This is a genomic window from Devosia sp. CN2-171, assembly GCF_049354815.1.
GTDB lineage: Bacteria > Pseudomonadota > Alphaproteobacteria > Rhizobiales > Devosiaceae > Devosia_A.
Genome location: NZ_CP186479.1, coordinates 3,692,994 through 3,718,410 on the forward strand (window position 1 = coordinate 3,692,994; position 25,417 = coordinate 3,718,410).

Sequence of the window (25,417 nt, forward strand, 5' to 3'; positions counted from 1 at the left end):
ACAGTGGCTGTCAGGGTTTAAGTAGGGGTCGAGTTCAGAACTCGGCCCAATCCTTGTCGATGGCGGCGTTGCCGTGGCTGAGATAGGAGCTCGCGGCGCGCTTGACCCGCTCCTGCAGGCCCTTGATCCCACGAGCTGGCTGGATCGACGGAGCAGTCGTGTGCTGCACCGGCGCGCCCGAGATGGTGAAGATGTCGACGATGCGGTCGAGCTCGTTCACCTGATTGTCGGTCTGCTCGATCGCGGCATTGGTCTCCTCGACCAGCGCGGCGTTGTGCTGGGTCATCTCGTCGAGCTGGCGCACGGCGGTGTTGACCTCTTCGATCGCCGAGGCCTGTTCCTTGCTGTCCTTGGCGATGCCGTCCATCAGGAGGTTGCTCGAACGGGCGGCGTCCAGCATGGTGACGAGGCGGGCCGCCGCGTCGGCGACGAGCTTGGAGCCGCTCTTCACTTCCGAACCCGACTGCTCGATCAGCGCCTTGACCTCGGACGAGGCGCTGGCCGCCGACTGCGCCAGCCGGCGCACTTCCACCGCGACCACGGCGAAGCCCTTGCCGGCATCGCCGGCTCGCGCCGCTTCGACCGAGGCGTTCAACGCGAGAAGGTTGGTCTGGAAGGCGATATCGTCGATGAGCCCGATGATGTTGGAGATCTTGGCCGAGGACTGGGTGATCCGCTCCATCGCCTCGGTCGCTGCGCCCATCACCTGGCCACCTTCTTCGGCGGTGCGAGTGACGGTGCCGGCGACGCTGCTAGCCTCGCGGGCCCGCTCGGAGTTCTGGAGAACGGTGGTCGCCAGCTGTTCCATCGCGGCTGACGTCTCCTCGATTGTCGCCGCCTGCTTGGTGGTGCGTTCCGAGAGGTCATTGGCGCCGGAAAGGATCTCGCCGGTCGCGGTTTTCAGCGAGCGCGAGGTTTCCTTGAGCTTGCCGACGATGTCGCTGAGCTTGTCGCCGACCGCATTGGTGTTGTCGCGCAGGCTGGCAAAGGCGCCCTCGTAATGGCCCTGCATGCGCTTGGTGAGGTCGGTATCGGCGAGCGCCGCCAGCACCTCGCCGGTTTCGCCGAGGCCACGGTCGACGGTGGCGACGAGATTGTTGATGCTCGAGGCGATGGCGTTGAGCTCGGCATCGGGGAACTCGGTCTCGACCCGGCGGGTGAAGTCGCCGGCGACTGCCGCATCGACCACCTGGCCGAAGGCCTTCTGCAGCTCGGCCATCATGGCGGTGCGGGCTTCCTGGTCTCGGATGATGCGGGCGGCGTCCGCCTCGGTCATCTCGGCAACCTTGAGGCCGTTGGCGCGGAACACTTCCACCGCCTTCGACATGTCGCCGATCTCGTTCTTCATCTTGGCGTACGGAACTTCGACCGCGTAGTCGCCGTCGGCGACCTTGCGCATGACGCCGGTCATTTTCGCGATCGGCTTGGCAATGGCGCTGCCGAGCCAGGCGAAGGCGATCAGGCCGAGGGCGAAGATCACCACGCCGCCGATGAGGAGGTTGAGGAGCTGCGCTTCGGAGGCGGCAAGCAGGGTCGACTGCGGCACGGCAACGATCATGGTCCAGGCCGCCTCGGAGCCGGGCAGGTCGATCTTGCGGGCGTTCATCTTCCAGGTCTGGCCGGCGGCCTCGCCGGTCGAGGAGAAGCTCTCGGCCGATGCCATGGCGGCAGTCGCCTCGAGCGCCCAGGGCTCGGAGACTTCAGTACCGATCAGGGCCGGGTCCGGGTTCAGCACCCAGACGTTGTTCTGGTTGATGATGCCCTTGAAGCCGGTGCCCATCGGAGCCTCGGAGCCGAGCTTGCTTGCCAACACGGCGGAGTCGAAGGCTACGCCGCTCATGCCGACGGGCTGCCCGGTCGGGCCTTTGATGATGTTGGTGAAGCTGGTGTAGAGCTTGCCTTCGATATTGTCCGGGCCGGTAATTGCCGGAACGCCCGCCTTCAGCGGCTGGGTGAACCAGCTGTCAAAGCCGGCCGGGCTGTCCAGCGAGCCGTAGCCGACGGTACCGTCGGCCTTGTTCTCGGCGAGGATGCCGACATGGTTGCCCGAGATGACGAAGTGCGATCCGGCAAAGGTGGGGCGGGCATAGAGCGCCGATTCGGGCGCGAACATCATGTAGACGCCAAGTGCGCCGGGCAGGCTGGTAAGCTGCTTGGTAACGATCGCGCCGTAGGTCGTGGGCGAGGTATCCTTGCCGGCGAGCAGCGCCTCGGCGGTGCGCGCCGTGGAATCGGCGGCGACGGCGAACCCGGTCAGGAAGGTCTTGACGGTCTCGGCTTCGGTCTCCGCCAGCCCGCCGACGACTTCATCGGCCCCGGCCAGGTCCTGCGCGCGGTTGCTTGAGACCACATAGTAAAGCGAAGTACCAATGGCGATCGTGAAGATCGCGGCGGCGGCCAGAATGATGGAGCCGCGCAGCTTGAGCGCGGGAAAGTTGAGCTTAAGCTTGCCGGGCATGGGGTGTCGGGTCCTTCTGGAGTATCGACAGTCGATGATGCTTCTGCGTTCGAATCCAAATTCACCATGCCATCGTTAACATCGGGTGACTAAGCGGCGGTTATGGATGCGACATTCGGTGCAGATGAAAAGGCCGGCGCGAGGGGCGCCGGCCTTGAAGAGCTGCGGCCAGGGATTGGCGAGGATCAGAACTCCGACCAGTCCTTGTCGACGGCGGCGTTGCCCTGGGTGAGATAGGATTTGGCGGCGGAGCGGACCTTTTCCTGCAGCGCCCTGATGCCGCGGGCGGGCTCGGCGCCGGGCGCCTGAGCCGGGGAGGGTGCGCCGCCGGCGGTGGTGAACACATCGACGATGCGGTCGAGTTCGACCGCCTGGGCTTCGGTCTGTTCGATCGCGGCGTTGGTCTCCTCGACCAGCGCGGCATTGTGCTGGGTCATCTCGTCCATCTGGCGCACAGCCGCGTTGACCTCCTCGATGGCGGAGGCCTGTTCCTGGCTGGCCCGGGCGATCGAGTCCATCAGCTCGCTCGAGGAGCGGGCGGCAACGAGCATGGCTTCGAGCTTGCTGGCCGCTTCGGCGACGAGCTTCGAGCCGCCCCTCACTTCGGTGCCTGACTGCTCGATCAGCGTCTTCACTTCGGCCGAAGCGCCAGCTGCCGACTGGGCCAGCCGGCGGACTTCGACGGCGACGACGGCAAAGCCCTTGCCCGCGTCACCGGCCCGCGCCGCTTCGACCGAGGCGTTCAAGGCGAGCAGGTTGGTCTGGAAGGCGATGTCGTCGATCATGCCGATGATGTTGGAGATCTTGCCCGACGACTGGGTGATCCGCTCCATGGCGTTGGTGGCGGAATGCATGACCTGCCCGCCCTCTTCGGCGGTGCGGGTCACGGTGGCCGCGACACTGGATGCATCCTTGGCACGCTCGGCATTGGCGAGCACGGTGCCCGAAAGCTGCTCCATCGCCGCCGAGGTCTCCTCGATCGTCGCCGCCTGCTTGGTGGTGCGCTCGCTGAGGTCGTTGGCGCCCGAGAGGATCTCCGAGGTCGCCGTCTTCAGCCCGCGCGAGGTCTGCTTCAGGCCGCTGACGATGTCGGTCAGCTTCTCGGCCACCGCATTGGTGTCGGTCTTGAGCTGCAGGAACGCACCTTGGTAGTCGCCGTGGACGCGGTGGGTCAGGTCGGTATTGGCAAGCGCCGCCAGCACCTGGCCGGTTTCGCCGAGACCGCGATCGACCGTCGCCACGAGGTCGTTGACGCCATGGGCGAGGGCATTCAGCTCCTCATCGGGGAACTCTGCTTCCACGCGCTTGGTGAAATCGCCGCTCGTTGCGGCTCCGACCACTTCGCCGAAGGCCTGCTGCAGCTCGCGCATCATCTGGGTGCGCTCGGTGCGGCGCTGGATCGAGGCGTGGCGCTCGCCTTCGGTCATCTCGTTGACCTTGAGCGCATTCTCCTTGAAGACCTGCACGGCGCGCGCCATGGCGCCGATCTCGTCGGCGCGCTCGGCGCCCTTCACTTCCGTCTCGAGCTGACCCTGGGCGAGGGCATTCATCGTATCAGTCAGCCGGCTGATCGGCTTGGTGATGGTGCGCGAGAAGAGGAACCCTACGGCTGCTGCGACTGCGAGAAGCACGGCTCCGACACCGAGCATCATATTGCGCAGATGCGCCACCGGGGCGAAGGCTTCATCCTGGGAGATGGTGGTCACCACCGCCCAGTTGGTGCCGTTGAAGGAGACCGGGCTCGCCGTCGCGATCATCGGCATGCCGCGGTAGTCCGTGGTGACGCCGGTGCTCGGCGTTCCGGCGAGGGCCGCGTCGACCAGCGGGTTGGCATAGGCGGTGACGAGCGTGTCGTCAGCTTCCGAGAACAGCGAATCCGAGCGCAGCAGCTTGTCGGCGCCGACGATGAAGCTCTCGCCGGTCTGGCCGAGGTTGGTGTTGTCCTGCAGCATCTGGTTGATCGGGGCGACCGGCATCTGCACGGCCATCACGCCCATCAGCTTGCCGCGCTGGTCGAGCATGGGCGTCGCGAGGAAGCTCGCCGGCATGCCGCTCACCGGATAGATCGAGGTCGGCTCGTAGGCGACCTGCCCGCGTTCGGTCAGCGTCATCGCGGCGCGGAACGCCCGGCCGAGGCCGGTGTCGGCCATGTCGCCACCCTCGGCGAAATTCAGCGCGAAGTCGTCGTTCTTCATCACCGAGTAGACGAGGTTGCCGGTGATATCGAACATGTAAAGGTCGAGATAGCCAAGCAGCTCGAGCTGCTGGCGGTAGACGATCTGCACTTTGTCGTGGGTGAAGTCGTAATTGGTGCGGCCGGTCTGCTTGACGTCGAGCAACTGACGCTCGCCGGCGGGGTAGGGATTGTCCGTGATGAAGCCCTGGCGCAGCGTGGCGACCGGGTCGGCCGGCGGCGTCGCCTTGGCGAAGCTCTTCCAGCCGATACCAAAATCGCGCACTGCCGAGATCGCGCTCTCCGTAGTGGCGCTCTTTACGAGGTCGGCCTGAATCGTCTGGAGATAGGTCGAGAGCTTATCGGCATGGCCCGAGGCCACCGTCTGCATCTGTCTCGCGCTCATGTCGGCAACGATCGAGGAGCCGATCAGATAACTCCCGATGCCGACGCCGGCGCTGACCAGCAGGGCTGAGGCGACCAGTGCCAGCGGCAGTTTCTGCGCAATCTTGAACTTCGGAAGCCAACCCATGCCCTGACTCTCCCCACGAGTAGAGGCCTTGGCGGGAGCGCTGCAACGTGGGTGGGCCGGCAATATCGGCACACCGCACACGGCGACCATCCCCCAGGGCCCTGTGTAGCAACTGCCCGGACATTAGGCAGTCGGGCTTAATTTCTGATTACGCGACGATGCGTAGCGGGCAAATTCTGTCTGTGATGCAAACTAAACTGCGATGAAAAGCAAAGGCCGCACAGACGGCGGCCAATAGCTTCCAGCAGTTGCGGTTTCGATCAGGACAGAACGCCAATAACCGCTTCGATGCGCTTCTTCATCGTCGAGGCGTCGAATGGCTTGATGATGTAATTGTTGACGCCCGAAGAGATGGCTTCCTTCACCTGCTCCTTGTCGGAGCGGCCGGTGGCCATGATGAACGGCATGCCCTGGGTCTTGGGGTGCTTGCGGATGACGCGCAGCAGCGTCAGCCCGTCGATATCGTCCATGTTCCAGTCGGAGATGATCAGATCGACCGGGCTCTTCTCAAGCTTGCCCAGCGCGTCGCGCCCGGACTTGGCCTCGATGATGTTGGTGAAACCCAGCTGATTGAGGATGTATTTGCAGATGCCCCGCATCGACTGCTGGTCATCCACGATCATCACGCTGATTGCACTTGCCTTCGGCATGTTACGCTTTGCCTTCTAGCCGCCCGAAAAACGCACGGGTCGCGTATCGAAAAACCCTAGGCACTTTCCGTTACCAAACCATCAATCCAAACCCGCGTTATGCTGCGGATTTGAGCCGTGTCAAAGCCGAAGCGAGCCGCGCCGCAATGGCTTCGACCGGCGCCTGCTCGATCACCGCGCCTTCCTCGAAGGCGACACGCGGCATACCATAGACCAGCGCCGAGCCCTGGCTCTGGCCGACAGTGTAAGCGCCGGCATCGCGCATCAGCTTCAGCCCGCGCGCGCCGTCGCGGCCCATGCCGGTGAGGATCGCCCCCACGGCCATGGGGCCGACGGTCTTGGCCACCGATTCGAACAGCACATCGACGCTGGGCCGGTGGCCCGAGGTCAGGTCGTCCTGAGTGATCCGGCACTTTAGCTGGCCCGAGCTGCGCTCGACCCGCAGGTGGAAATCGCCGCGCGCCACATAGGCATGGCCCGGCAGCAGCGGCAGGCGATCTTCGGCCTCGACCACTTTGAGTTCGGTCAACTCGTCGAGCCGTCCGGCGAAGCGCGAGGTGAAACCGGCCGGCATGTGCTGGGCGATGACGATGGGCGGGCAATCTGGCGGCATCTGGCTCAGCACCACACGGATCGCCTCGACGCCGCCGGTCGATGCACCGATGGCAATGAGCGCGCCCGAGGGAGCGGCGGCGGTGCGCACCGGCACGTTGGCGGCGGGGGCCCGCATGGCGCGGCCCTTCACGTCCGAGTTGGCAGCGGCCCTCACTTTCTGGCGCAGGTTCTCGCCGAAGGCCTCGAGCCCGCCGGAGAGCGTGGCATTGGGCTTCGCCACAAAATCCACAGCGCCCAGTTCCAGCGCCAGCAGCGTTTCGCTCGCACCCTTGGTCGTCAGGGTCGAGACCATGACCACCGGCAGCGGATGGAGCCGCATCAGCTTGTCGAGGAACTGCAGCCCGTTCATGTTGGGCATCTCGATATCGAGCGTCACCACATCCGGATTGAGGTCCTTGACCTTGGTGCGTGCGTCCAGCGGGTCTTCCGCCGTGCCGACCACGACGATATCGCCGTCCTTGCCGAGCGTCCGGCTCAGCACTTCGCGGATGAGGGCCGAGTCGTCGACCACCAGTACCTTGATCCTGTTCATGCCGCGTCCCTCGCCTTCTGCTGCGCGCGCGCCTGGTAGATGGTCTTGCCGACCAGTTTGAAATTGCCTCCGCCGGCCCCGAGATTCTCCGAGTGTCCGATATAGAGGAAGCCGTCGGGCACGATGAGCGCGCCGAGCCGGGCAAAGAGCTCGCCCTGCGTCGGCTTGTCGAAATAGATCGCGACGTTGCGACAGAACACGGCGTCGAACGGGCCGCGCATCGGCCAGGGATTGTTCATCAGGTTTAGCGGCTTGAAGGCGATCAGCTCTCGCGCCGCCGCCGGAATCCGGACCTGCCCCCCACCGGCGCGCTCGAACAGCGCCATCTGCTGCGGGGAGAGCCCGCTCAGTTCGGTCTCGGGATAGGTGCCGCTCGCCGCCTTGGCGACGACATTGGTGTCGATATCGGTGGCGAGGATGCGGAAATCCCAGCGCTTCAATTCGGGGAAGGCCGCGAGCAGGTGGAGCGCGATGGTGTAGGGCTCCTGCCCGGTCGAGCAGCCGGCCGACCAGATGCGGAGCTTGGGCCGGCCATTTTCCCCCCGCGGCCGGCGCTGCATCAGCTGGCCGACATAGGTTTCGAGATGCGTGAAGTGATGATCCTCGCGCCAGAACCGGGTGAGGTTCGTGGTCAGCGCGTTGATGAAATCCTGCGCATCGGCGGGCGTGCCCTGCCGCTCGAGATGATCGAGATAATCATCGAAGGAATTGAGCCGGAGGGTCCGGATGAGCTTGCCCAGCCGCGACACGACCAGCGTGCGCTTGGCTTCGGACAATGCGATACCGGCTTCCTTGTAGACGCGTGCCTTGACCCGATTGAACTCGCGGTCGCTTAGGGCAAATTCGCCCTGTTCCATATCGCCCCCTGTAGGCCCGTTCTAGGCCGTACGTCTGCGCGCGGGGAGGAGGAGTGCCTTCGCTGCTTCCGAGCCGACGGCGGTCACGTTGCCGTCGAGCCGGGCGATGGCGCCGCTGCCTTCATCCAGTGCGCCGGCGATCATGTCGGTCTCAGTGCTTAAATTCTCTAAATGAACACCTAGGCCGGAGAGTATTTTCTTCAGCCCTGCCGTTTCGGCGACGGAGGCGCTCGCCTGCTGGCGCGACGTACCCACCAGCGTCTTGATCTCGCGCGCTGCTTTCTGTGTCGCCTGGGCCAGTGTCCGCACCTCGGCGGCGACCACGGCAAAGCCGGCGCCACGCTCGCCGGCCCGCGCCGCCTCGACCGCGGCGTTGAGGGCAAGGAGGTTGGTGCGGAAGCTCACATCCTCGATGGAGCTGACCATGCGGTCGATTTCCTTGGCCGAGTGCTCGACACCGCCAACCGAGGTGCTGGTGCGCTGGACGGCGAGCGCGGCGTCGGTCGCCAGTGCTACCGCCTGCCGCTCGAGGTCGCGGACCACCTTGGTCTTCGAGCGCCCTTTCTCGATCGAGGACGAAGCGGCGTTGAGGCCCGTCCGGCTCTGGTCGGCGAGTTCGGCAAGGCTCGAGACGCTGGCGCGATAGCGGTCGATAGCGCGCAGGATCGCCTCCATCTTGGCTTCGAGATGCTGACGCATGTTGAGCGCTTCGTCGCGCTCGGCGAGCAGCGCAGCCAGTTGCTGTTCGAACTCGCGCAACTCCGGCGCCAGCCCCGCGGCGCCCATCAGCAGCATGGCGTCGACCTGTTCGCCACGCAGCAGCTGGCCGATGGCTTTCACCGAGCGGTCGAAGTTTTCGAGCGCCCCGCCCAGAGCCTTCAGCGCCGGCGAGTGCTGCATGCCCCAGTCGTCGAAGCGGAAGCCGGTGCGGCCGGCAGCGAGCGCGGTGACGAAGGCATCGAAATCGTCGTCGGCAATGTGATGGCCGGCCGGGGTGAATTCGAGCATCTCGCGGCCGCCGCCGAGGATGCGGCGCTCGGCGACGAAACGCCGGTCGCCGATGGTGACGATGCTCTCGGCAGCCATGTCGGCCAGCAGGACGCTGCCGCCGAGGATATCGGAGATGATGCCGCCCTCTTCGGCGGCGGGCTCGACGAGCACGAGTCCGTTGCTGACGCCGAGGATTTCGCCGTCGCTGCCGACCAGTGCTGCCGGCTGGCGCAGCCCGGCGAAGGCAGACTTGAAGTTGTAGGCGCGGTCGAGGCGGGTGCAGAGATTTGCGACGATCGCTTCGGTGCTGAGCGCTTCCGCCTCGCGCACGCCGACCGCCTCGCCGATGGCCGCCAGACGCGCCTCATGGCGCCGGTCGGCGCGCTGGGCGAGGACAAGGCCCGTGGTTGCGGCCGCCACGATCGCCGTGCAGCCAATCACCAGCGTCGGCAAGCCGGGCCCGAATAGGGCAAAGCTGCCAGCCGCGACCATCATGGCGGCAAGCCAGCAAAGATTGACGATGAGCGCCATGCTGAAGCGCCGCACGAATCACCGAGCCCCGTAGGGCCTCCCCAGGCCCATGCGTTAACCCTAGATTCGGAATGGTTAATCAAATCTATACTTGGGCCGCCGGGCATAAGGGATTGGTAATCTCGCGCCCTGAGGGGAGATGCAGCACTTTCGGCACAAACGAAAAGGCCCGGGATCGCTCCCGGGCCTCGTTCAATTCGGCTGCGGCCGATGCTTACTTCACCGGGCCGACTTCGACGAACTTGCCGTCTACGACGCCAACTTCGACGATGACGCCATCGACGTCGCCAGCGGCGTCAAAGTCGTTCGCGCCACCGGCGCCATCATAGTCGATGTCGGTGCCGGCCTTGATCAGTTCGACACCCTTGCTCCACTCGCCCGGGAGGATCTTCTCGCCCGGGGCCGTGGCGATGTCACGGAGGGCCTTCGAGAGGCCAGCGCGGTCGGCCGTGCCGTTCTTCTCGATCGCGAGAGCGAGGAGGAAGGCAGCGTCATAAGCCTGCGGCGCATAGGTCGCCGCCGGGTCTTGGCCGGCTTCGGTCGCGAGCTTTATGTAGGCGTCGGCCGACGCACCGGCATAGGCGCCGGCGCGTGTGGCAATGATCTTGCCGTTGACGGCTTCCGGCGGGAGGCCGGTGACGAGGTCGTCGCCGATCATGCCGTCGCCGCCGACGAACGCGGTGAACTCGCCGCCTTCGATGGCCTGCTGCAGGATGGTCTTACCCGAACCCGAAGCGTAGGCGAGGATCACAAGGTTCTGCGAGCCGCCCGAGGAGAGCTGGCCGAGCTCGGCGCGATAGTCCGCCTTGCCGTCTTCGTGCGCGACATTGGCCGAGACCGTGCCGCCGGCTGCGGTGAAGGTCGCGACGAACACGTCGGCGAGGCCCTTGCCGTAGTCATTGTTCACGTAGGTGACGGCAACGTCCTTGATGCCCTTCTGGATCAGGAGGTCTGCCAGCTTCACGCCCTGGAACGCATCCGAGGGGGTGGTGCGGAAGACGAGGTCGTTGTCTTCGAGCGTGGTCAGCGCCGGGGCCGAAGCCGACGGCGAGATCTGGACGACGCCGCCCGGGATGCCGGCAGCGGTCGCGGCGCCGATGGTGGCGCCGGTGCAGAAGGCGCCGACGATCGCGGTCACCTGGTCGGTGTTGACCAGCTTGTCGGCGGCCGGGCCGGCAACCGACGGGTCACAGGCCGAGTCACCGGTAACCGAGACGAGCTTGCCGCCGAGGATACCGCCCTGGGCGTTGACCTGGTCGAAGGCGAGCTGGGCGCCGGCAACGATCGGCGGAGCCAGGCTTTCGATCGGGCCGGTCAGGTCGCCGAGGATGCCGACCTTCACGTCTTGGGCGAGCGCCGGAACGGCGAGACCGAGCACGGTCGCAGCTGCGGCGAGGCCAAGGATGCTGAATTTGTTCATGATGTCCCTCTGTAGTTGTCGTTCCTGCGCGACCCTCTTTTGGCGAAGGCATCTGTCGCCGAAACAACAATGATTGGGGGCACAACCCGTGCCCCGCTGGCGGCGATATTGCATAAATTGCAAAGGCGAGTCATCCGCTTTTGATCAGGTGGTAAAAGCTTGGAGCGGCACTATGTTGCCGTTCCGCCGACCGCTAGATTGATGTTCCCGCCAGCACGGTACCGAACGAAGATGCTTGCCCGCCTCCTAGCCGCACTGGCGCTTTCATTTCTCACCATGCCTGTGCTGGCCCAGGAGTCGGTGCAGACGCTGGAGTCGCCCGCCGGCGCGGGAGCGAGCGAGGCGACGATCGGCGAAGCGCCGCCACCGCCGCCCTGCGGCACGCAGCAGCTGGCTATTGCGCGGATGAGCTGGCCATCGGCGGCGCTGTTGGCCGAAGTCCACTCGCGGCTCCTGACCGCCAATTTCCTCTGCAATGTCGCGGTGCAGGACATCGACCTCGCCGCTGCCGGCTCTTCCATGGGCGCCAACGGCCAGCCGGCCGTGGCGCCGGAGATGTGGGTCGGCCGCATCACCGATATCTGGAATGCGGCGATGAAGAGCCAGAATGTCCGACAGGCCGGCTCGCCCTATGCCGAGAGCGTGTTCGAGGGCTGGTTCGTGCCCGATTATGTCGTGGCGCAATGGCCCGAGATCACAACGATCGACGGGCTCAAGGCGCATGCCGCCGATTTCGGCGATGGCAACGGGCGCGGCAAGTTCGTTTCATGCCCGGTCGACTGGGGCTGCGCCGTGGTCAACCGCAACATGCTGCGCGCCTACGGGCTCGACCAGCAGTTCGACATCGTCGAGCCGGCCAACCGGTTCGAGCTCGATACGCTGATTGCCGAAGCCGTGGGACGGCAGGAGCCGATCCTCTTTTACTACTGGCAGCCCAATGCGGTGCTGGCGCAGTTTGCCTTCAAGCCGGTGACACTGGCGCCGTTCAACCCTGAGGCGTTCCAGTGCATGGGGCGCAATGCCTGCGCCTCGCCCACGCCGACCGGCTTTGCACCCGATCCCGTCGTCGTGGCGCTGGCCGAGTGGGTCTACCTCGATGCACCGCAGGTCGCCGCCTATTTCGCCCGGGCCCGCATGCCGTTCGACGAGATGAACAAGATGCTGCAGCAGCTCGGCCAGGATGGCGAGACGGTCGAGTCCGTCGCCGACCGGTTCGTCGCCGAGCGTGGTGAGATCTGGCGGCCATGGGTCGGGTTGCCCGTCGAGCCGGTTCCGGCGGCGCCGCAATGAGGCGGCGGGCCGCCTGACCCGAAAGTCGATACGACCTAAGCCGACCCGCGCCGCGCCTTGCTTGTCGCCATCGCGGCTGGCTATAAAGGTCCCGGGAAGACGTTTTGCCTGTAGTTGGGCCTATCTATCGGAGTTAGTGATTTGGACGTGAAGCGGATCAACGACCACGTGAGCGTGTCCCCGCAGATCAGCCCAGAGGATGTGAAGGCCATAAAGGCCCAGGGTTTCGTCGCCATCATCAACAACAGGCCGGACGGCGAGTCGCCGGACCAACCGGACGGCGCGGCGATCGAAGCAGCGGCCCATGAGGCCGGCCTCAGCTATCACTTCATTCCGCTCGGCCGTGAAGGGGTAAGCTCTGACATGATCGAGAAGACCAAGGAGGTGCTCGAGGGGAGCACCGGCCCTGTGTTCTGCTTCTGCCGCTCGGGTACGCGCTCCACCACGCTGTGGGCGCTGAGCCAGGCCGGCAAGGCACCGGCAAACGAGATCATCTCGGCTGCCGCCCACGCGGGGTACGACTTGTCCCATCTCGCGGGACATCTGAGCCAGAAATGAGCCAGCGGGCTCGCGGGCACCCCGTGGCAGCCCGTCGAGCCAGACTATCCCAGCCGGCGCCTCGCGGTGCCTCGACCCCTCCTGATGCTCGGGTTAAATCGATGCCGATCAAGAAAATCCTCGTCGCCAACCGCAGCGAAATCGCCATCCGGGTGTTTCGCGCCGCGAACGAGCTGAACATCAAGACCGTCGCCTGCTATGCCGAAGAGGACAAGCTGGCGCTGCACCGCTTCAAGGCTGACGAGGCCTACCTGATCGGCAAGGGCAAGGGCCCGGTCGAAGCCTACCTCCAGATCGACGAATACATCCGCATCGCCCGCATCTCCGGGGCCGATGCGATCCATCCGGGCTATGGCCTGCTCTCGGAGAGCCCCGAATTTGCCGATGCCTGCGAGGATGCCGGCATCATCTTCATCGGCCCGCGGGCCCAGACCATGCGCGACCTCGGCAACAAGGTCGCCGCCCGGAACATGGCGATCGCCTCCGAAGTTCCGGTGGTGCCGGCGACCGAGGCGCTGCCGGACGACATGGATGAAGTGAAGCGCATGGCCGCCGAGATCGGCTATCCGCTGATGCTCAAAGCCTCGTGGGGCGGCGGCGGTCGCGGCATGCGCCGGATCATGGACGAGTCGACGCTTGTCCACGAAGTCTCGGAAGGCAAGCGCGAGGCCAAGGCCGCGTTCGGCAAGGACGAGATGTATCTCGAAAAGCTGATCGAGCGGGCCCGCCACGTCGAAGTGCAACTGATCGGCGACGACCATGGCAACCTCGTCCACCTGTTCGAGCGCGACTGCTCGGTGCAGCGGCGCAACCAGAAGGTGGTGGAGCGTGCGCCGGCCCCGTACCTTAGCCAGGAGGTGCGTGACGACCTCACTGGAGCTGCCATCCGCTTGGGCAATGCCGCCAACTATCGCGGCGCGGGCACGGTGGAGTTCCTGCTCGATGCCGACACCAACAAGTTTTACTTCATCGAAGTGAACCCGCGCATCCAGGTCGAGCACACGGTGACCGAAGTCGTCACCGGCATCGACATCGTGAAGGCGCAGATCAAGCTGCTCGAGGGCGCTGTGATCGGCACCCCCGAATCCGGCGTGCCGCTGCAGCAGGACATCCGGCTCAACGGCAATGCCATCCAGTGCCGCGTCACCACCGAGGATCCGGAACAGAACTTCATCCCAGATTACGGCCGCATCACCGCCTATCGCGAGGCCACCGGTTTCGGCGTGCGCCTCGATGGCGGCACGGCCTATGCCGGCGCGATCGTCACCCGATTCTACGATCCGCTGCTCGAGAAGATCACCTGCTGGGCCCCTACGGCGCCCGAAGCCATCGCCCGCATGCACCGCGCCCTGCGCGAGTTCCGCATTCGTGGCGTCGCGACCAACCTCGCCTTCCTCGAAAACATCATCACCCACCCGGATTTCATCGAGAACCGCTACACCACGCGCTTCATCGATACGACGCCGGCGCTGTTCGACTTCAAGCAGCGGCAGGACCGCGCGACCAAGCTCCTCACCTACATCGCCGATGTCACCGTCAACGGGCACCCGGAAGTGCGCGATCGTCCGCGCCCGCCCGCCGACGCCGCCGAGCCTCAGGTGCCGGAATACGAGCCGCTGATCGTCGTCGAAGGCTCTCGGCAGATCCTCGATCGCGATGGGCCGAAGGGCCTCGCGCGCTGGATGAAGGCGCAACAGCAGGTGCTGTTCACCGATACGACGATGCGCGATGCGCACCAGTCGCTGCTGGCGACGCGCATGCGCTCGTTCGACATCACCCGTATCGCCCGCGCCTATAGCCGCGGGCTGCCGAACCTCTTCTCGCTCGAATGCTGGGGCGGCGCGACCTTCGACGTCTCGATGCGCTTCCTCAACGAGGATCCGTGGGAACGCCTGAGTGCGGTCCGCGAGGGTGCGCCAAACATCCTGACGCAGATGCTGCTGCGCGGCTCGAACGGCGTCGGCTATACTAACTATGCCGACAACGTGGTGAAGTTCTTCGTCAAGGAAGCGGCCAAGGGCGGCGTCGACGTCTTCCGCATCTTCGACTGCCTCAACTGGGTCGAGAACATGCGCGTCTCGATCGACGCGGTGGCCGAAGCCGACAAGGTGGCCGAGGGCGCCATCTGCTATACCGGCGACCTGTTCGACCCGGACCGGTCGAAATACGACCTCAAATACTATGTCGGGCTCGCGAAGGAACTCGAGGCCGCCGGCGCCCACGTGCTGGGCCTTAAGGACATGGCGGGGCTGCTGAAGCCCGCCGCAGCCAAGAAGCTCATCGAGACGCTGAAGCAGGAAATCGGCCTGCCGATCCATCTCCACACCCACGATACCTCGGGTGCTGCTTCCGCGACGATCATGGCAGCGGTCGAAGCCGGGGTCGATGCGGTCGATGCGGCGATGGACGCGCTGTCGGGCACGACGTCGCAGCCAACGCTCGGCTCGCTTGTCGCAGCGCTCAAGGATGGTTCGCGTGACCCGCATCTGGACGGCAAGGTGATCCGCGAGATCTCGTTCTACTGGGAAGCGGTGCGCACGCAGTACCGCGCCTTCGAGAGCGATTTGAAGGGCGGCGCCTCGGAAGTCTACCTCCACGAAATGCCCGGCGGGCAGTTCACCAATCTCAAGGAGCAGGCCCGCTCGCTCGGGCTCGAGTCGCGCTGGCACCAGGTGGCGCAGACCTATGCCGACGTGAACAAGATGTTCGGCGACATCGTCAAGGTGACGCCGTCGTCGAAGGTGGTCGGCGACATGGCGCTCGCCATGGTTTCGGCCGGCCTGACCCGCGCCGAAGTCGAAGATCCCGCTCGCGATGTGGCCTTCCCCGATTCCGTCGTCGGCTTCTTTGCCGGCGATCTCGGCCAGCCGCCGGGCGGTTTCCCGCCCGCGCTGCAGAAGAAGGTGCTGAAGGGCCGTACGCCGCTCACCGAGCGCCCCGGTTCGTACCTTAAGGACGTCGACCTCGAGGCCGAGCGCAAGAAGATCGCCAAGGAGGCCGGCGAGGCCATCGACGACAAGCGCCTCGCCTCGTACCTGATGTACCCCAAGGTCTTCGTCGATTTCGTCAAGACGCAGGACAAGTACGGCCCCACCGAGGTGCTGCCGACGCCGATCTACTTCTATGGCCTCAAGGAGGGCGAGGAAGTCTTCCTCGACCTCGAAAAGGGGAAGACTTTGGTCCTCACCTACCAGGGCCGCACCGAGACCAATGAGAAGGGCGAGGTACGCGTTTTCTTCGATCTCAATGGCCAGCCGCGCACCATCACCGTGCCGGACCGGCTGAAGGTCGGCGAGATCAAGGTCCGCGCCAAGGCGGCACTGGGCGATGCCAAGCAGATCGGCGCCCCGATGCCTGGCGTGATTTCGGGCCTCGGCGTCAAGGTCGGCGACAAGGTGTTCGCCGGCGACGTGCTGCTGTCGATCGAAGCGATGAAGATGGAAACCGCCATCCACGCCGAAGCCGACGGGGTCGTTGCCGAGGTCACCGTGAAGCCGGGCGACCAGATCGATGCCAAGGATCTTCTGGTGCGATTCGAGTAGACTTCAGGCTTTCGCGCCCATCGCTTCGGCAATGGCGCGGAAGTCGGCTTCGCTGATCTCGAACAGGCCGAAGCGCATCTGGTAGCCCCAGTTCCTGTTGCCGCGCGTGAACTCGAGGGTGTCGAGCAGCGGCGCGATCGGGGCTTCCGTCGCGTCGGCATAGTCGACATTGCGGCGCCATGGCACGAAGTCGCCGCCCATGATGCCCTGGTACAGCTCCTCGTCGCGCACACGGCCAATACTGACGAAGGACTGAAGCCTGTCCTTGCCACCGATGGTGAGGGCAGGAGAGTAGTAGGCGATGCCGTCATCGGCACGGATGCGCTGCAGCGGCGCTTTCTTGCCGTGGTTCACCTGCATGAAGCCGGCTTTGCCTTTGCGGGCATGCTCGGCCGAGGCCACGGCAATCCAGTACTTCGTCATCGATCGTCTCCGCTCATTGCGGAGACCATGCCGTGTGGGACTGTCAGTTTCCGGCAGCAGTCAGCGCCGGCGATACTCGCCGTCGATGACTTTCGCCCCATCGGCGCTGCGCTGGTAGATCGGTGCCTTCACCGGCAGCATGCGGACGATCCAACCGACCATCAGCGGGATGATGACGAAGTCATCGACCCAGCCGAGCAGCGGGATCACGTCCGGAATCAGGTCGATCGGGCTCAGGAGGTAGGCCGGCACCAGCAGCATCAGCGCTTTCAGGTGCACCGGCGTCTCGGGCGCCAGGAAGGCGCGCCACAGCGTTGCGAGTTCCTTGCGGAAGGTGACGAAGCGGGCGAGGAGCGAGAACTTGATCATGGTTCCAATCACATGGTCTCGGACCGCTGCGGCTTCAAGACCGCTCGGGTCACGCGATCGTAACATTGCGCCATCACCCTCAAAGGATTATCTGCTCGGCAGCGCGGTAGCGCCAAGGTGGTCGCAATGAGTATTTCTCCCCGCCGGCACTCGGTCGGCGTCAATGTCGGTGGCGTGATGGTGGGTGGCGGCGCGCCGGTCGTCGTCCAGTCGATGACCAATACCGACACAGCCGATATCGAAGCCACCGTACGCCAGGTGGGCCAGCTGTGGCGCGCCGGCTCCGAGATCGTCCGCATCACGGTCGATCGCGACGAGAGCGCCGCTGCCGTCCCGCATATCCGCGACAAGCTCGCCCAGCGCGGCATCACCGTGCCGCTGGTCGGCGACTTCCACTATATCGGCCACAAGCTCCTCACCGACCACCCGGCCGCCGCCGAGGCGCTTGCGAAGTACCGGATCAACCCGGGCAATGTCGGCTTCAAAGCCAAGCGCGACACCCAGTTCGCGACGCTGATCGAACTGGCGATGAAATACGACAAGCCGGTGCGCATCGGGGTCAACTGGGGCTCGCTCGACGAGGAGTTGCTCACCCGGCTGATGGACGAAAACTCGGCCTCGGCCAATCCGGTCAGCGCTGCCGCGGTGCAGCGCGAGGCGATCATCCAGTCGGCGCTGCTGTCGGCCCAGCGCGCCGAAGAACTCGGGCTCGGCCGCGACAAGATCATCCTCTCGACCAAGGTCTCCGACGTCCAGCACCTGATCGCGGTCTACCAGGATCTCGCGGCCCGCTGCGATTACGCGCTGCATCTCGGGCTCACCGAGGCCGGCATGGGCTCCAAGGGCATCGTTGCCTCCTCGGCCGCCATGGGCATCCTCTTGCAGCAGGGGATCGGCGACACGGTTCGCGTCTCGCTCACTCCCGAGCCGGGTGGAGATCGTACGCAGGAAGTGCGCGTGGCACAGGAATTGCTGCAGACCATGGGCTTCCGCCAGTTCCTGCCGGTCGTCGCGGCCTGCCCGGGCTGCGGCCGCACCACGAGCCAGACCTTCCAGGTGCTGGCCAAGGAAATCCAGGATCATCTCAGCTCCTCGATGCCCGAGTGGAAAGAGCGCTATCCCGGCGTCGAGAGCCTCTCGGTCGCGGTGATGGGCTGCATCGTCAATGGCCCGGGTGAGAGCAAGCACGCCGATATCGGCATCTCGCTCCCCGGTACCGGTGAAACGCCCGCCGCCCCCGTCTTTGTCGATGGCCAGAAAGTCGCCACCCTCCGCGGTGCCGATGTCGCCGAGCAGTTCAAGGCGATGGTCGCCGACTATATCGAAAAGCGCTTCGGCGTGGCCGAGAAGACGGCCGCCGAATGAGCCGTCTGCGCGAGTGGCTGTTCACCGGCGAAGCGGCGCGCCGCCGCTGGTTCTGGCTTGGTGCGCTCGCGGTGGTGATCGTAGTGCTGTGGCTGACGGGTAACCTCAGGTCGTCGTAGCGACGTCAGCGTGGCTCCAGCACTTCGATGCGGTTGCCGAAGGGGTCTGTGAGGTAGGCCCGCGCATAACCATCGAGCGGTTCGTCCTCGGTCGCCGGATATCCAGCCGCTGCACAGGCCTGCAGCAGAGCCGGCAGGTTGACGATGAGCAAGGCCGGGTGGGCCTTTCGCGCTGGGCGAAACTTGGCTTCGACTCCGAGGTGAAGCTTCAGGCTACCGGACGAGAACCATACGCCCCCGCGTTTGGCGAGGTTGGCGGGTTTGGGCACTTCCATGAGACCCAGAACGTCCCGATAGAAGCTGCGGGCCAGGTCCTCACCACCCGCCGGCATGGCCAACTGGACATGGTCGAGAGCGAGAACCCGGAAGGCGCTCATGGCGCAGGCACATCACACGCATCGGCCCAGTTGCCGCCGCAAAGCTCGACCAGGCGGACGAGCGGTAGCCGCACCGAGGCGTGGGTGGAGCCGCCGGCGGGGATGACCTCGTCGTAGATCTTCAGCGATTCATCGCAATAGATGGTCAGCGGCGCCGGTAGTCCGAAGGGGCAGACGCCGCCGACCTGGTGGCTGGTGAGGCGCAGCACGTCCTCGCGGCCGAGCATGCGTGGGCGGCCGCCGAAGGAGGCCTTGGCCTTCTGGTTGGAGAGCCGTGCGTCGCCGCGCGTCACCAGCAGGAACTCGCTGTCGCCGACGCGGATCGCCAAGGTCTTCGCGATCTGGCCGGGTTCGACGCCATGTACCGCCGCGGCGAGGTCGACGGTGGCGGTCGAGTCCTCGGTGACGATCACGGACAGGTCGGGGGCGCGGGCGGCGAGATCCGCCTTCACGGTTTCGAGCGACATGGCAACTCCATAAACATGCGGTGGTCAGTGTTCTCTGTCGGCAAAGAACTTTGCGGTCTCGCGCAGGCCATTGGCTCGTTCGTCGAAGGGGATGAGGGCGCTTAGTGCGTCGTGGATGACTTCGGCCAGTTCCTGTCGCGCGGCGGAGACGCCGATCCGGGCAACGATGGTTTGCTTGCCGGCGTTCGCATCCTTGCCGGTGGCTTTGCCCAGTGCTTCGGGCGTCGCGGTGACGTCGAGGATGTCGTCGGCGAGCTGGAAGGCGCGGCCGGCCGCTTCGGCATAGGTGGTGAGCTGCGCCAGCTGCTCGTCCGACGCGCCGCCGATGATGGCGCCCATGCGCACCGCGGCGCGGATCAGCGCGCCCGTCTTCATCGCCTGCATCTGGGCGATGGCGCGCTCGGTGAGAAAGCTCGTCTCTCCTTCGATATCGCGCATCTGCCCGCCGACCATGCCGCCGGCGCCGGCGCCCGCCGCGAGTTCCGCCACGAGGCGAATGCGCACGGCAGCGTCGGGGTGTGCGGCTTCGGATGCGAGTAGGCCGAAGGCGTGGGTCAGGAGCGCGTCGCCAGCGAGGATGGCGGTCGCATCGTCATAGGCCTTGTGCACGGTCGGCTGGCCGCGGCGCAGGTCGTCGTCATCCATCGCCGGCAGGTCGTCGTGGACCAGCGAGTAACAGTGGATCAGCTCGATCGCGAGGCCGGCCGTCACGGTGTCGGCCGCCGGCACGCCGAACACGCCGGCCGCCTGTCGGACCAGCAGCGGCCTGAGGCGCTTGCCGCCATTGAGGCTGCCGTGGCGCATGGCTGATATCAGCCGGTCGGGCGGCAGGCCGGGGCCGGCGAGGGCCATCACGTCCAGCAGTTGCGCGAGCGCGGCCTCGATATCGGCGGCGGTGCTTTTCAGTTCGTCGGAGAAGGAGTAGCTCACGTTATGACGTCTCGGCGGGTCCGGCTGCTTCTAGCGGATTTGCCAGACGGCGGAAACGGTGCAGCAAAGCGCCATTTCGGGTCATTTCGCCCCTTCCCATATGGCCCATTGTGCTCTATAGACGCCCCCAATTCCCGACAGACCCTGTCTGTTAGACGCCGGAACGCCTTCGGCGACACGCTATTGAACCAGGAGTAACAACCATGGCAGTGCCAAAGCGCAAGACCTCGCCGATGAAGCGCGGGTTCCGCCGCTCCGCCGATGCTCTCGCGACCCCCGCCTATGTCGAAGACAAGGATTCGGGCGAGCTGCGTCGTCCGCACCACGTCGACCTCAAGACCGGCATGTATCGCGGCCGGCAGATTCTCCAGCCCAAGAACTCGTAAGCCCTCGGGCTCAGCTCTTGCGCGAGCGTAACTAGATTTCAGCGGCCGGCTCCCTCACCAGGGAGCCGGCCGTTTCAGTTTGCACTACGAAAGGCTCCCGGCATGGGCACGCGCGTCGAATCGGACTCCATGGGCACGATCAATGTCCCATCCGAGAAGTATTACGGGGCGCAGACCGCCCGTTCCCTCGCCAATTTCGACATTGGCGGCGAGAAGATGCCGGTCGAGATCATCACCGCCTTCGGCATCCTGAAGAAGGCCGCTGCGCTCGCCAACAACAAGCTCGGGCTGATGGATGTGGCGACGCGCGACCTCGTCGTCGCCGCGGCCGACGAGGTGATCGCCGGCAAGCTGAAAGACCATTTTCCGCTTGTCGTGTGGCAGACCGGGTCGGGCACCCAGTCGAACATGAACGTCAACGAGGTGATCTCGAACCGCGCCATCGAGATGGCCGGCGGCGTCATGGGCTCGAAGAAGCCCGTCCATCCGAACGATCATGTCAACATGAGCCAGTCGTCGAACGACACCTATCCGACGGCCATGCATATCGCGGCGGTCGAGGCGATCGAGGGCTATCTCGTCGATCGCATCATGCTGCTGCGCAACACGCTCGACGCGAAGTCCAAGGAGTTCATGGACATCGTCAAGATCGGCCGCACGCATCTGCAGGACGCGACGCCGCTGACACTGGGCCAGGAAATTTCCGGCTGGGTGGCGCAGCTCGATCTGGCGCTCAAGGCCATCCGCGCTACCCTGCCGCAGCTTTATGAGCTGGCGCTCGGCGGTACCGCGGTCGGCACCGGCCTCAACGCCCACCCGAAATACGGCGAGACCGTCGCGGCCGAGATCGCGACGCTTACCGGCTATCCCTTCGTCACCGCGCCGAACAAGTTCGCGGTGATGGCTGGGCACGATGCCTTTGTCGGCTCGTCGGGCGCGCTGAAGCAGCTCGCCGTGGCGCTGATGAAGATTGCGAACGATGTTCGCTGGCTCGCTTCCGGTCCGCGATCGGGCCTCGGTGAAATCACTATCCCCGAAAACGAGCCGGGCTCGTCGATCATGCCGGGCAAGGTCAACCCGACCCAGTCGGAGGCCATGACCATGGTCTGCGTCCAGGTGTTCGGCAACGATACCGCCATCGGCGTTGCGGCGAGCCAGGGCAATTTCGAGCTCAACGTGTTCAAGCCGGTGATCGCCTACAACTTCCTGCAGTCGGTGCGGCTGCTCGCCGATGCGGCCAAGAGCTTCAACGATCACTGCGCCGTCGGCATCGAGCCCGACAAGGATCGCATCAAGCAGCTGGTCGATCAGTCGCTGATGCTGGTCACCGCGCTCAATAGGAAGATCGGCTACGACAACGCCGCCAAGATCGCCAAGCACGCGCATAAGAAGCGCTCGACCCTGCGGGAAGCGGCGATCGAGCTCGGCCTCCTCACCGGCGAGGAATTCGACGCCGAAGTGAAGCCCGAACAGATGGTCGGGCCGCTGAAGGTCTGATCTTCATCCTCCCCTGCGCAGCGGGGGAGGGGGCCAGCGAAGTTGGTGGAGGGGTCGACCTCACGCACCGGCTTCTGCTGTATTGAGTTCAGTGTTTCCCGCTGCCCCCTCCGCCGCCTTCGGCGGTCCCCTCCCCGTTAACGGGGGAGGATCACGCCCGCTAAAGGTCTGATGGCCCCCGCTATCCATCCGTGCGAAAGCGCACGGCGGGGCTAGCTCCCCGCCGCCCGGACTGGCATTGTCCGGGCGCTGTCGATGAGTGTGGAGCGCCGTGATGTCCGACAATACCGTGTTCATGCCGCCGGGCCGCCGGGCCGTTCGCACCGGCCCGTTCATTCCGCCGCTGCTGCTCATCCCGCTGATCGCCTACAACTTCTTTGCCTTCCTGTTCATGGGCGGCAGTCCGGCCGGCTGGAAGCTGGAACTTCTCACCGTTCCCATGGTGTCGGGCGTGCCTTGGACGCTCACCGCGGGCGACCTGATGCTGGTGGTGGGGCTGGTGTGCCTGTTCTTCGAGGTGCTGAAATCCACCAATACCGGGCGCAACTCGGTGATTGAGCACATGCTCTCGGTGGTGGTGTTCGTGATTTTCCTCGTCGAGTTCCTGCTCGTCGGCGCCGCCGCGAGTTCGGTGTTCTTCATCCTGATGGTGATGGCGCTGGTCGATGTCACGGCGGGCTTCACCGTGTCGATCACGGGTGCGGGCCGCGACGTCTCGATGAGCTGAGGGCGGACCTCAGGTCACGATCGTCGTGCGATAACCGGCCGGCATGCGGCGCACCGCGATGCGGGCGCCGCGGTCGTATGCGGTAACGGCTTCGCCGGCCGCGGCAGGGCGGGGCTCGACCAGCTGCTGGCTCACGAAGTCGGCGGCGGCAGGGGACGCGATCCGCAGCAGGTCGCGCGGTTTGTCGGGCACCATCGGCACCCTGAACACCCTACGCTGGACTCGCCTCGATTTCATTGCCTGTTCCGTGCCGGACCCGTGGGTGCGAGCCTCACGACGGATAACGTCGCGACTGCAGCGTTAGGTTGCAATGAAAGGCGGTTGGTTTCCCGTGCTTTGCGAAGGAATGGTTAACCTAGGGGAAGGCCGCCGCTACGGGCAGCCCCGCCAGCACATCACGACTTGAACTCGTCCTTGGCCTTGCGCAGCGCGGCGAAGACATTGGCCGGCGGCGCGTCGGGCGCCAGCCCCATGGCCCTGGCCAGCGCCGGCTGGTCGGCGCGGAGGAACGGGTTGCTGGCCTTCTCCATCCCCAGCGTCACCGGGATAGTGTAACGCCCGGCCTCGATCTGGCGTTTCACCTCGCCGGCGCGAATGTTGAGCGCCGGGTTGCGCGGATCGACGCTCAGCGCAAAAGCGGCGTTGGTCGCGGTGTATTCGTGGCCGGGATAAACCAGCGTATCGTCGGGCAGGGCGCGCAGCTCCTCGAGCCCATTCCACATGGGACCGGGCTTCCCCTCGAACATGCGGCCGACGCCGAGCGAGAACAGCGCATCGGCGGAGAACAGGTGCCGGCCGGAGGGATCGTAGTAGACGATGTGTCCGAGGGTGTGGCCCGGCGTCTCGATGACGAGGAAATCAGTCTCGCCGAGCGAAACCGTGTCGCTCGCCGAAACCAGCACGTCGAGGCCGAGGATCTTCGATTGCTCGGCTTTCGGGCCGACCACCCGCACCCCATATTCCCGCTTGAGCGCCGGGATGCCTTCGACATGGTCGGTGTGGTGATGGGTGATGAAGAGGTCGGTGAGCTTCCAGCCGCGCCGGGTCGCCGCTTCCTTGATTGCCTTGGCGTCCGGGGCGTCGATGGCGGCGGTGCGGCCGCTGGCGACGTCATGGACGAGGTAGCCGAAATTGTCGGTCCGGCAGAGGAAGACGTCGATCAGCAGGGTCAAGGCGGGCTCCGGGTCGCTTCGCCCGCCGAGGATGACAGGCGCCGGCAAAGCATGACAGAAACTAGATAAGGATTTCGGACAACGCCATGATCTCCAAACTTAGATGACATCCAGGCTTCCATGACGTCACAGGTCGAACGGATCATCGATTTCTATCGCTCGCCCTTGGGCAAGATCTCGCGGGCGCTGCTGCGCGAGGAAGTGATGCGCTTTGCCGGCAGCGTGAAGGGCCAGCGCGTGCTGGGGCTGGGCTTCGCGACGCCCTACATGCGCTTCACGCTGGGGAAAGCCGAGCGGGTGATCGCGGCGATGCCGGCTCGGCAGGGGGCTTCGGCATGGCCGCGCGAAGGCCCGTCGCACACTATCCTCTGCGATCCGCTCGAATTGCCGCTCACCGACGCCGCCGTCGACCTCACCATCGCCGTCCATGCTTTCGAGCATGTGAGCGACAGCGAGGAAATGATGCGCGAACTGTGGCGTGTCTCGGCGCCGAACGCGAGGCTCATCGTCATCGTGCCCAAGCGCCGCGGCACGTGGTCCTCGTTCGACAACACGCCGTTCGGCGATGGCCACCCGTTCTCGCGCGGCCAGCTCGAGCGGCTCTTGCGCGACCACAGCTTCGTCGTCGAGCAGTGGAAGGATTCGCTCTATCTGCCGCCGTCGCAGATGTCGCTGATCCTCAAATCGGCGCGCTTCTTCGAGCGCTTCGGGCGGCTGTTCGGGCCGACCTTCGCCGGCGTCCATTGCGTCCTCGCACGCAAGGAACTGTTCCCCGCGGTACCGCGGCGGAAGAAGGCCGAGCGCTTCGTGCGCGTGCCTTCGCTTGCCCCGCAGGCGGCAATGCGCCTGCCAAGGCAGCGGTAGCGGCATCGGCGATGTCCGGGACTATCCAGCAACACAGATGTCATCCCTGCGAAGGCAGGGATCCATCTCTCCGCCTCCGCTGCTGACATTTGGATCCCAACGTTCGCTGGGATGACACCGAGACAGGGTGGCAGAAGTGCCTTCGCCTCAGGTCCCGCTAGAGCGCGCTTTCGGAGCTCATCTCGGCGCGGAGGTTCACCACAACCTCGCCCGACCAGGGCTCGGTGACGCCGCGGCCACCGCCGAGGTCCTCGAGCAGGGGGCGGAGCCTGTCGAGATTGGCAATCATGGACGGCCGCGCCGCCACAAGATCCTCCATGCTGTCCCACTCGCCGACGATGCAGTAGGCGTGCTCGCCGGTCTTGACGACCCAGAAGTTGCGCGAGCCATTTGGCCGATCGACGCCGTAACTGCGGTGGATCGCGAAGAACTGCTCTTCGCTGCCCGGTTTCACCCGAACATGTACGATGTTCATTGCCGTCATCGGATCCTCCTCGATATCGACGATCATGCAAGCCCATCCTAGCAGAACGGCGCGGCCGATGGGCCGGGAATCCTTTGCAAGCCTCCAGA

General features: G+C 65.3%; 24 protein-coding genes. 9 read left to right on the top strand and 15 right to left on the bottom strand.

All coding sequences use genetic code 11. The features are described from left to right. Nucleotides 1–34: 34 nt before the first annotated feature. The 7 genes from ACOYW5_RS18330 to ACOYW5_RS18360 form a co-directional block, all read right to left on the bottom strand. Nucleotides 35–2,458: a methyl-accepting chemotaxis protein gene (locus ACOYW5_RS18330; protein ID WP_423066328.1), complete on the bottom strand. Its 2,424-nt coding sequence runs from the start codon at nucleotides 2,456–2,458 to the stop codon at nucleotides 35–37. 185 nt (nucleotides 2,459–2,643) lie between these two features. Then, nucleotides 2,644–5,163, bottom strand: a complete 2,520-nt coding sequence (locus tag ACOYW5_RS18335) for a methyl-accepting chemotaxis protein (RefSeq protein WP_423066329.1) — start codon at nucleotides 5,161–5,163, stop codon at nucleotides 2,644–2,646. A 260-nt stretch (nucleotides 5,164–5,423) separates the two neighbouring features. Then, nucleotides 5,424–5,813: a response regulator gene (locus tag ACOYW5_RS18340; RefSeq protein ID WP_423066330.1), complete on the bottom strand. Its 390-nt coding sequence runs from the start codon at nucleotides 5,811–5,813 to the stop codon at nucleotides 5,424–5,426. A gap of 97 nt (nucleotides 5,814–5,910) precedes the next feature. Further along, a complete protein-coding gene (locus ACOYW5_RS18345) occupies nucleotides 5,911–6,960 on the bottom strand; it encodes a protein-glutamate methylesterase/protein-glutamine glutaminase (RefSeq protein ID WP_423066331.1) in 1,050 nt (349 codons plus the stop codon). Continuing rightward, nucleotides 6,957–7,817, bottom strand: coding sequence for a CheR family methyltransferase (locus ACOYW5_RS18350; protein WP_423066332.1), 861 nt, complete (start codon nucleotides 7,815–7,817; stop codon nucleotides 6,957–6,959). The genes ACOYW5_RS18345 and ACOYW5_RS18350 overlap by 4 nt, the downstream gene beginning before the upstream one ends. 21 nt (nucleotides 7,818–7,838) lie before the next feature. Beyond that, nucleotides 7,839–9,338 carry a methyl-accepting chemotaxis protein gene (locus ACOYW5_RS18355; protein ID WP_423066333.1) on the bottom strand — a complete coding sequence of 500 codons (1,500 nt, stop codon included), beginning with the start codon at nucleotides 9,336–9,338 and terminating at the stop codon, nucleotides 7,839–7,841. Between the two features lie 214 nt (nucleotides 9,339–9,552). Beyond that, nucleotides 9,553–10,758 carry an ABC transporter substrate-binding protein gene (locus ACOYW5_RS18360; protein ID WP_423066334.1) on the bottom strand — a complete coding sequence of 402 codons (1,206 nt, stop codon included), beginning with the start codon at nucleotides 10,756–10,758 and terminating at the stop codon, nucleotides 9,553–9,555. Between the two features lie 231 nt (nucleotides 10,759–10,989). On the opposite strand from ACOYW5_RS18360, the gene ACOYW5_RS18365 reads away from it, so the two are divergent. From ACOYW5_RS18365 to pyc, 3 genes are all read left to right on the top strand, one after another. Further along, the gene (locus ACOYW5_RS18365; RefSeq protein ID WP_423066335.1) at nucleotides 10,990–12,048 is read left to right on the top strand and encodes a glycine betaine ABC transporter substrate-binding protein; all 1,059 of its coding nucleotides are present in this window, start codon (nucleotides 10,990–10,992) and stop codon (nucleotides 12,046–12,048) included. Nucleotides 12,049–12,195: 147 nt separating this feature from the next. Then, nucleotides 12,196–12,606 (top strand): TIGR01244 family sulfur transferase, encoded by a 411-nt coding sequence (locus ACOYW5_RS18370; RefSeq protein WP_423069498.1) that lies wholly within the window; start codon nucleotides 12,196–12,198, stop codon nucleotides 12,604–12,606. A gap of 101 nt (nucleotides 12,607–12,707) precedes the next feature. Continuing rightward, nucleotides 12,708–16,148: a pyruvate carboxylase gene (gene pyc / locus ACOYW5_RS18375; protein WP_423066336.1), complete on the top strand. Its 3,441-nt coding sequence runs from the start codon at nucleotides 12,708–12,710 to the stop codon at nucleotides 16,146–16,148. Nucleotides 16,149–16,151: 3 nt separating this feature from the next. Here pyc and ACOYW5_RS18380 read toward each other — a convergent pair whose 3' ends face one another. Both ACOYW5_RS18380 and ACOYW5_RS18385 read right to left on the bottom strand, forming a co-directional pair. After that, nucleotides 16,152–16,571 carry an EVE domain-containing protein gene (locus ACOYW5_RS18380; protein ID WP_423066337.1) on the bottom strand — a complete coding sequence of 140 codons (420 nt, stop codon included), beginning with the start codon at nucleotides 16,569–16,571 and terminating at the stop codon, nucleotides 16,152–16,154. Nucleotides 16,572–16,631: 60 nt separating this feature from the next. After that, nucleotides 16,632–16,940, bottom strand: a complete 309-nt coding sequence (locus ACOYW5_RS18385; protein WP_423066338.1) for a YkvA family protein — start codon at nucleotides 16,938–16,940, stop codon at nucleotides 16,632–16,634. Between the two features lie 126 nt (nucleotides 16,941–17,066). On the opposite strand from ACOYW5_RS18385, the gene ispG reads away from it, so the two are divergent. Both ispG and ACOYW5_RS18395 read left to right on the top strand, forming a co-directional pair. Continuing rightward, complete coding sequence (gene ispG, locus ACOYW5_RS18390; protein WP_423066339.1) at nucleotides 17,067–18,305, top strand: flavodoxin-dependent (E)-4-hydroxy-3-methylbut-2-enyl-diphosphate synthase; 1,239 nt, start codon at nucleotides 17,067–17,069, stop codon at nucleotides 18,303–18,305. Continuing rightward, a complete protein-coding gene (locus ACOYW5_RS18395; RefSeq protein ID WP_423066340.1) occupies nucleotides 18,302–18,424 on the top strand; it encodes a hypothetical protein in 123 nt (40 codons plus the stop codon). The genes ispG and ACOYW5_RS18395 overlap by 4 nt, the downstream gene beginning before the upstream one ends. Nucleotides 18,425–18,429: 5 nt before the next feature. On the opposite strand, the gene ACOYW5_RS18400 is transcribed toward ACOYW5_RS18395, so the two are convergent. The 3 genes from ACOYW5_RS18400 to ACOYW5_RS18410 are packed head-to-tail and all read right to left on the bottom strand — an operon-like array spanning nucleotide 18,430 to nucleotide 20,198. Next, entirely contained in the window at nucleotides 18,430–18,801 is a 372-nt protein-coding gene (locus ACOYW5_RS18400) for a VOC family protein (RefSeq protein ID WP_423066341.1), read from the bottom strand. After that, complete coding sequence (locus tag ACOYW5_RS18405) at nucleotides 18,798–19,268, bottom strand: YbaK/EbsC family protein (protein ID WP_423066342.1); 471 nt, start codon at nucleotides 19,266–19,268, stop codon at nucleotides 18,798–18,800. Before ACOYW5_RS18405 ends, ACOYW5_RS18400 begins: the two co-directional genes overlap by 4 nt. Before the next feature lie 24 nt (nucleotides 19,269–19,292). Then, the gene (locus ACOYW5_RS18410) at nucleotides 19,293–20,198 is read right to left on the bottom strand and encodes a polyprenyl synthetase family protein (RefSeq protein WP_423066343.1); all 906 of its coding nucleotides are present in this window, start codon (nucleotides 20,196–20,198) and stop codon (nucleotides 19,293–19,295) included. A 203-nt stretch (nucleotides 20,199–20,401) separates the two neighbouring features. Between ACOYW5_RS18410 and rpmF the strand changes: the two genes are divergently transcribed. The 3 genes from rpmF (at nucleotide 20,402) to ACOYW5_RS18425 (ending at nucleotide 22,808) form a co-directional block, all read left to right on the top strand. Beyond that, nucleotides 20,402–20,584 (top strand): 50S ribosomal protein L32, encoded by a 183-nt coding sequence (gene rpmF, locus ACOYW5_RS18415; RefSeq protein ID WP_423066344.1) that lies wholly within the window; start codon nucleotides 20,402–20,404, stop codon nucleotides 20,582–20,584. Between the two features lie 102 nt (nucleotides 20,585–20,686). Then, nucleotides 20,687–22,081, top strand: coding sequence for a class II fumarate hydratase (gene fumC, locus ACOYW5_RS18420; protein WP_423066345.1), 1,395 nt, complete (start codon nucleotides 20,687–20,689; stop codon nucleotides 22,079–22,081). A 295-nt stretch (nucleotides 22,082–22,376) separates the two neighbouring features. Further along, nucleotides 22,377–22,808: a hypothetical protein gene (locus ACOYW5_RS18425; RefSeq protein WP_423069499.1), complete on the top strand. Its 432-nt coding sequence runs from the start codon at nucleotides 22,377–22,379 to the stop codon at nucleotides 22,806–22,808. Between the two features lie 9 nt (nucleotides 22,809–22,817). Here the strand turns inward: ACOYW5_RS18425 and ACOYW5_RS18430 are convergent, their stop codons facing one another. After that, nucleotides 22,818–23,045 carry a hypothetical protein gene (locus ACOYW5_RS18430; protein WP_423066346.1) on the bottom strand — a complete coding sequence of 76 codons (228 nt, stop codon included), beginning with the start codon at nucleotides 23,043–23,045 and terminating at the stop codon, nucleotides 22,818–22,820. Nucleotides 23,046–23,203: 158 nt separating this feature from the next. Next, entirely contained in the window at nucleotides 23,204–23,980 is a 777-nt protein-coding gene (gene gloB / locus ACOYW5_RS18435; RefSeq protein WP_423066347.1) for a hydroxyacylglutathione hydrolase, read from the bottom strand. Between the two features lie 120 nt (nucleotides 23,981–24,100). Here gloB and ACOYW5_RS18440 point away from each other — a divergent pair, with 120 nt between their 5' ends. Then, the gene (locus ACOYW5_RS18440) at nucleotides 24,101–24,844 is read left to right on the top strand and encodes a class I SAM-dependent methyltransferase (protein WP_423066348.1); all 744 of its coding nucleotides are present in this window, start codon (nucleotides 24,101–24,103) and stop codon (nucleotides 24,842–24,844) included. A gap of 157 nt (nucleotides 24,845–25,001) precedes the next feature. Here the strand turns inward: ACOYW5_RS18440 and ACOYW5_RS18445 are convergent, their stop codons facing one another. After that, nucleotides 25,002–25,355 (bottom strand): DUF718 domain-containing protein, encoded by a 354-nt coding sequence (locus ACOYW5_RS18445; protein WP_423066349.1) that lies wholly within the window; start codon nucleotides 25,353–25,355, stop codon nucleotides 25,002–25,004. Nucleotides 25,356–25,417 lie beyond the last annotated feature (62 nt).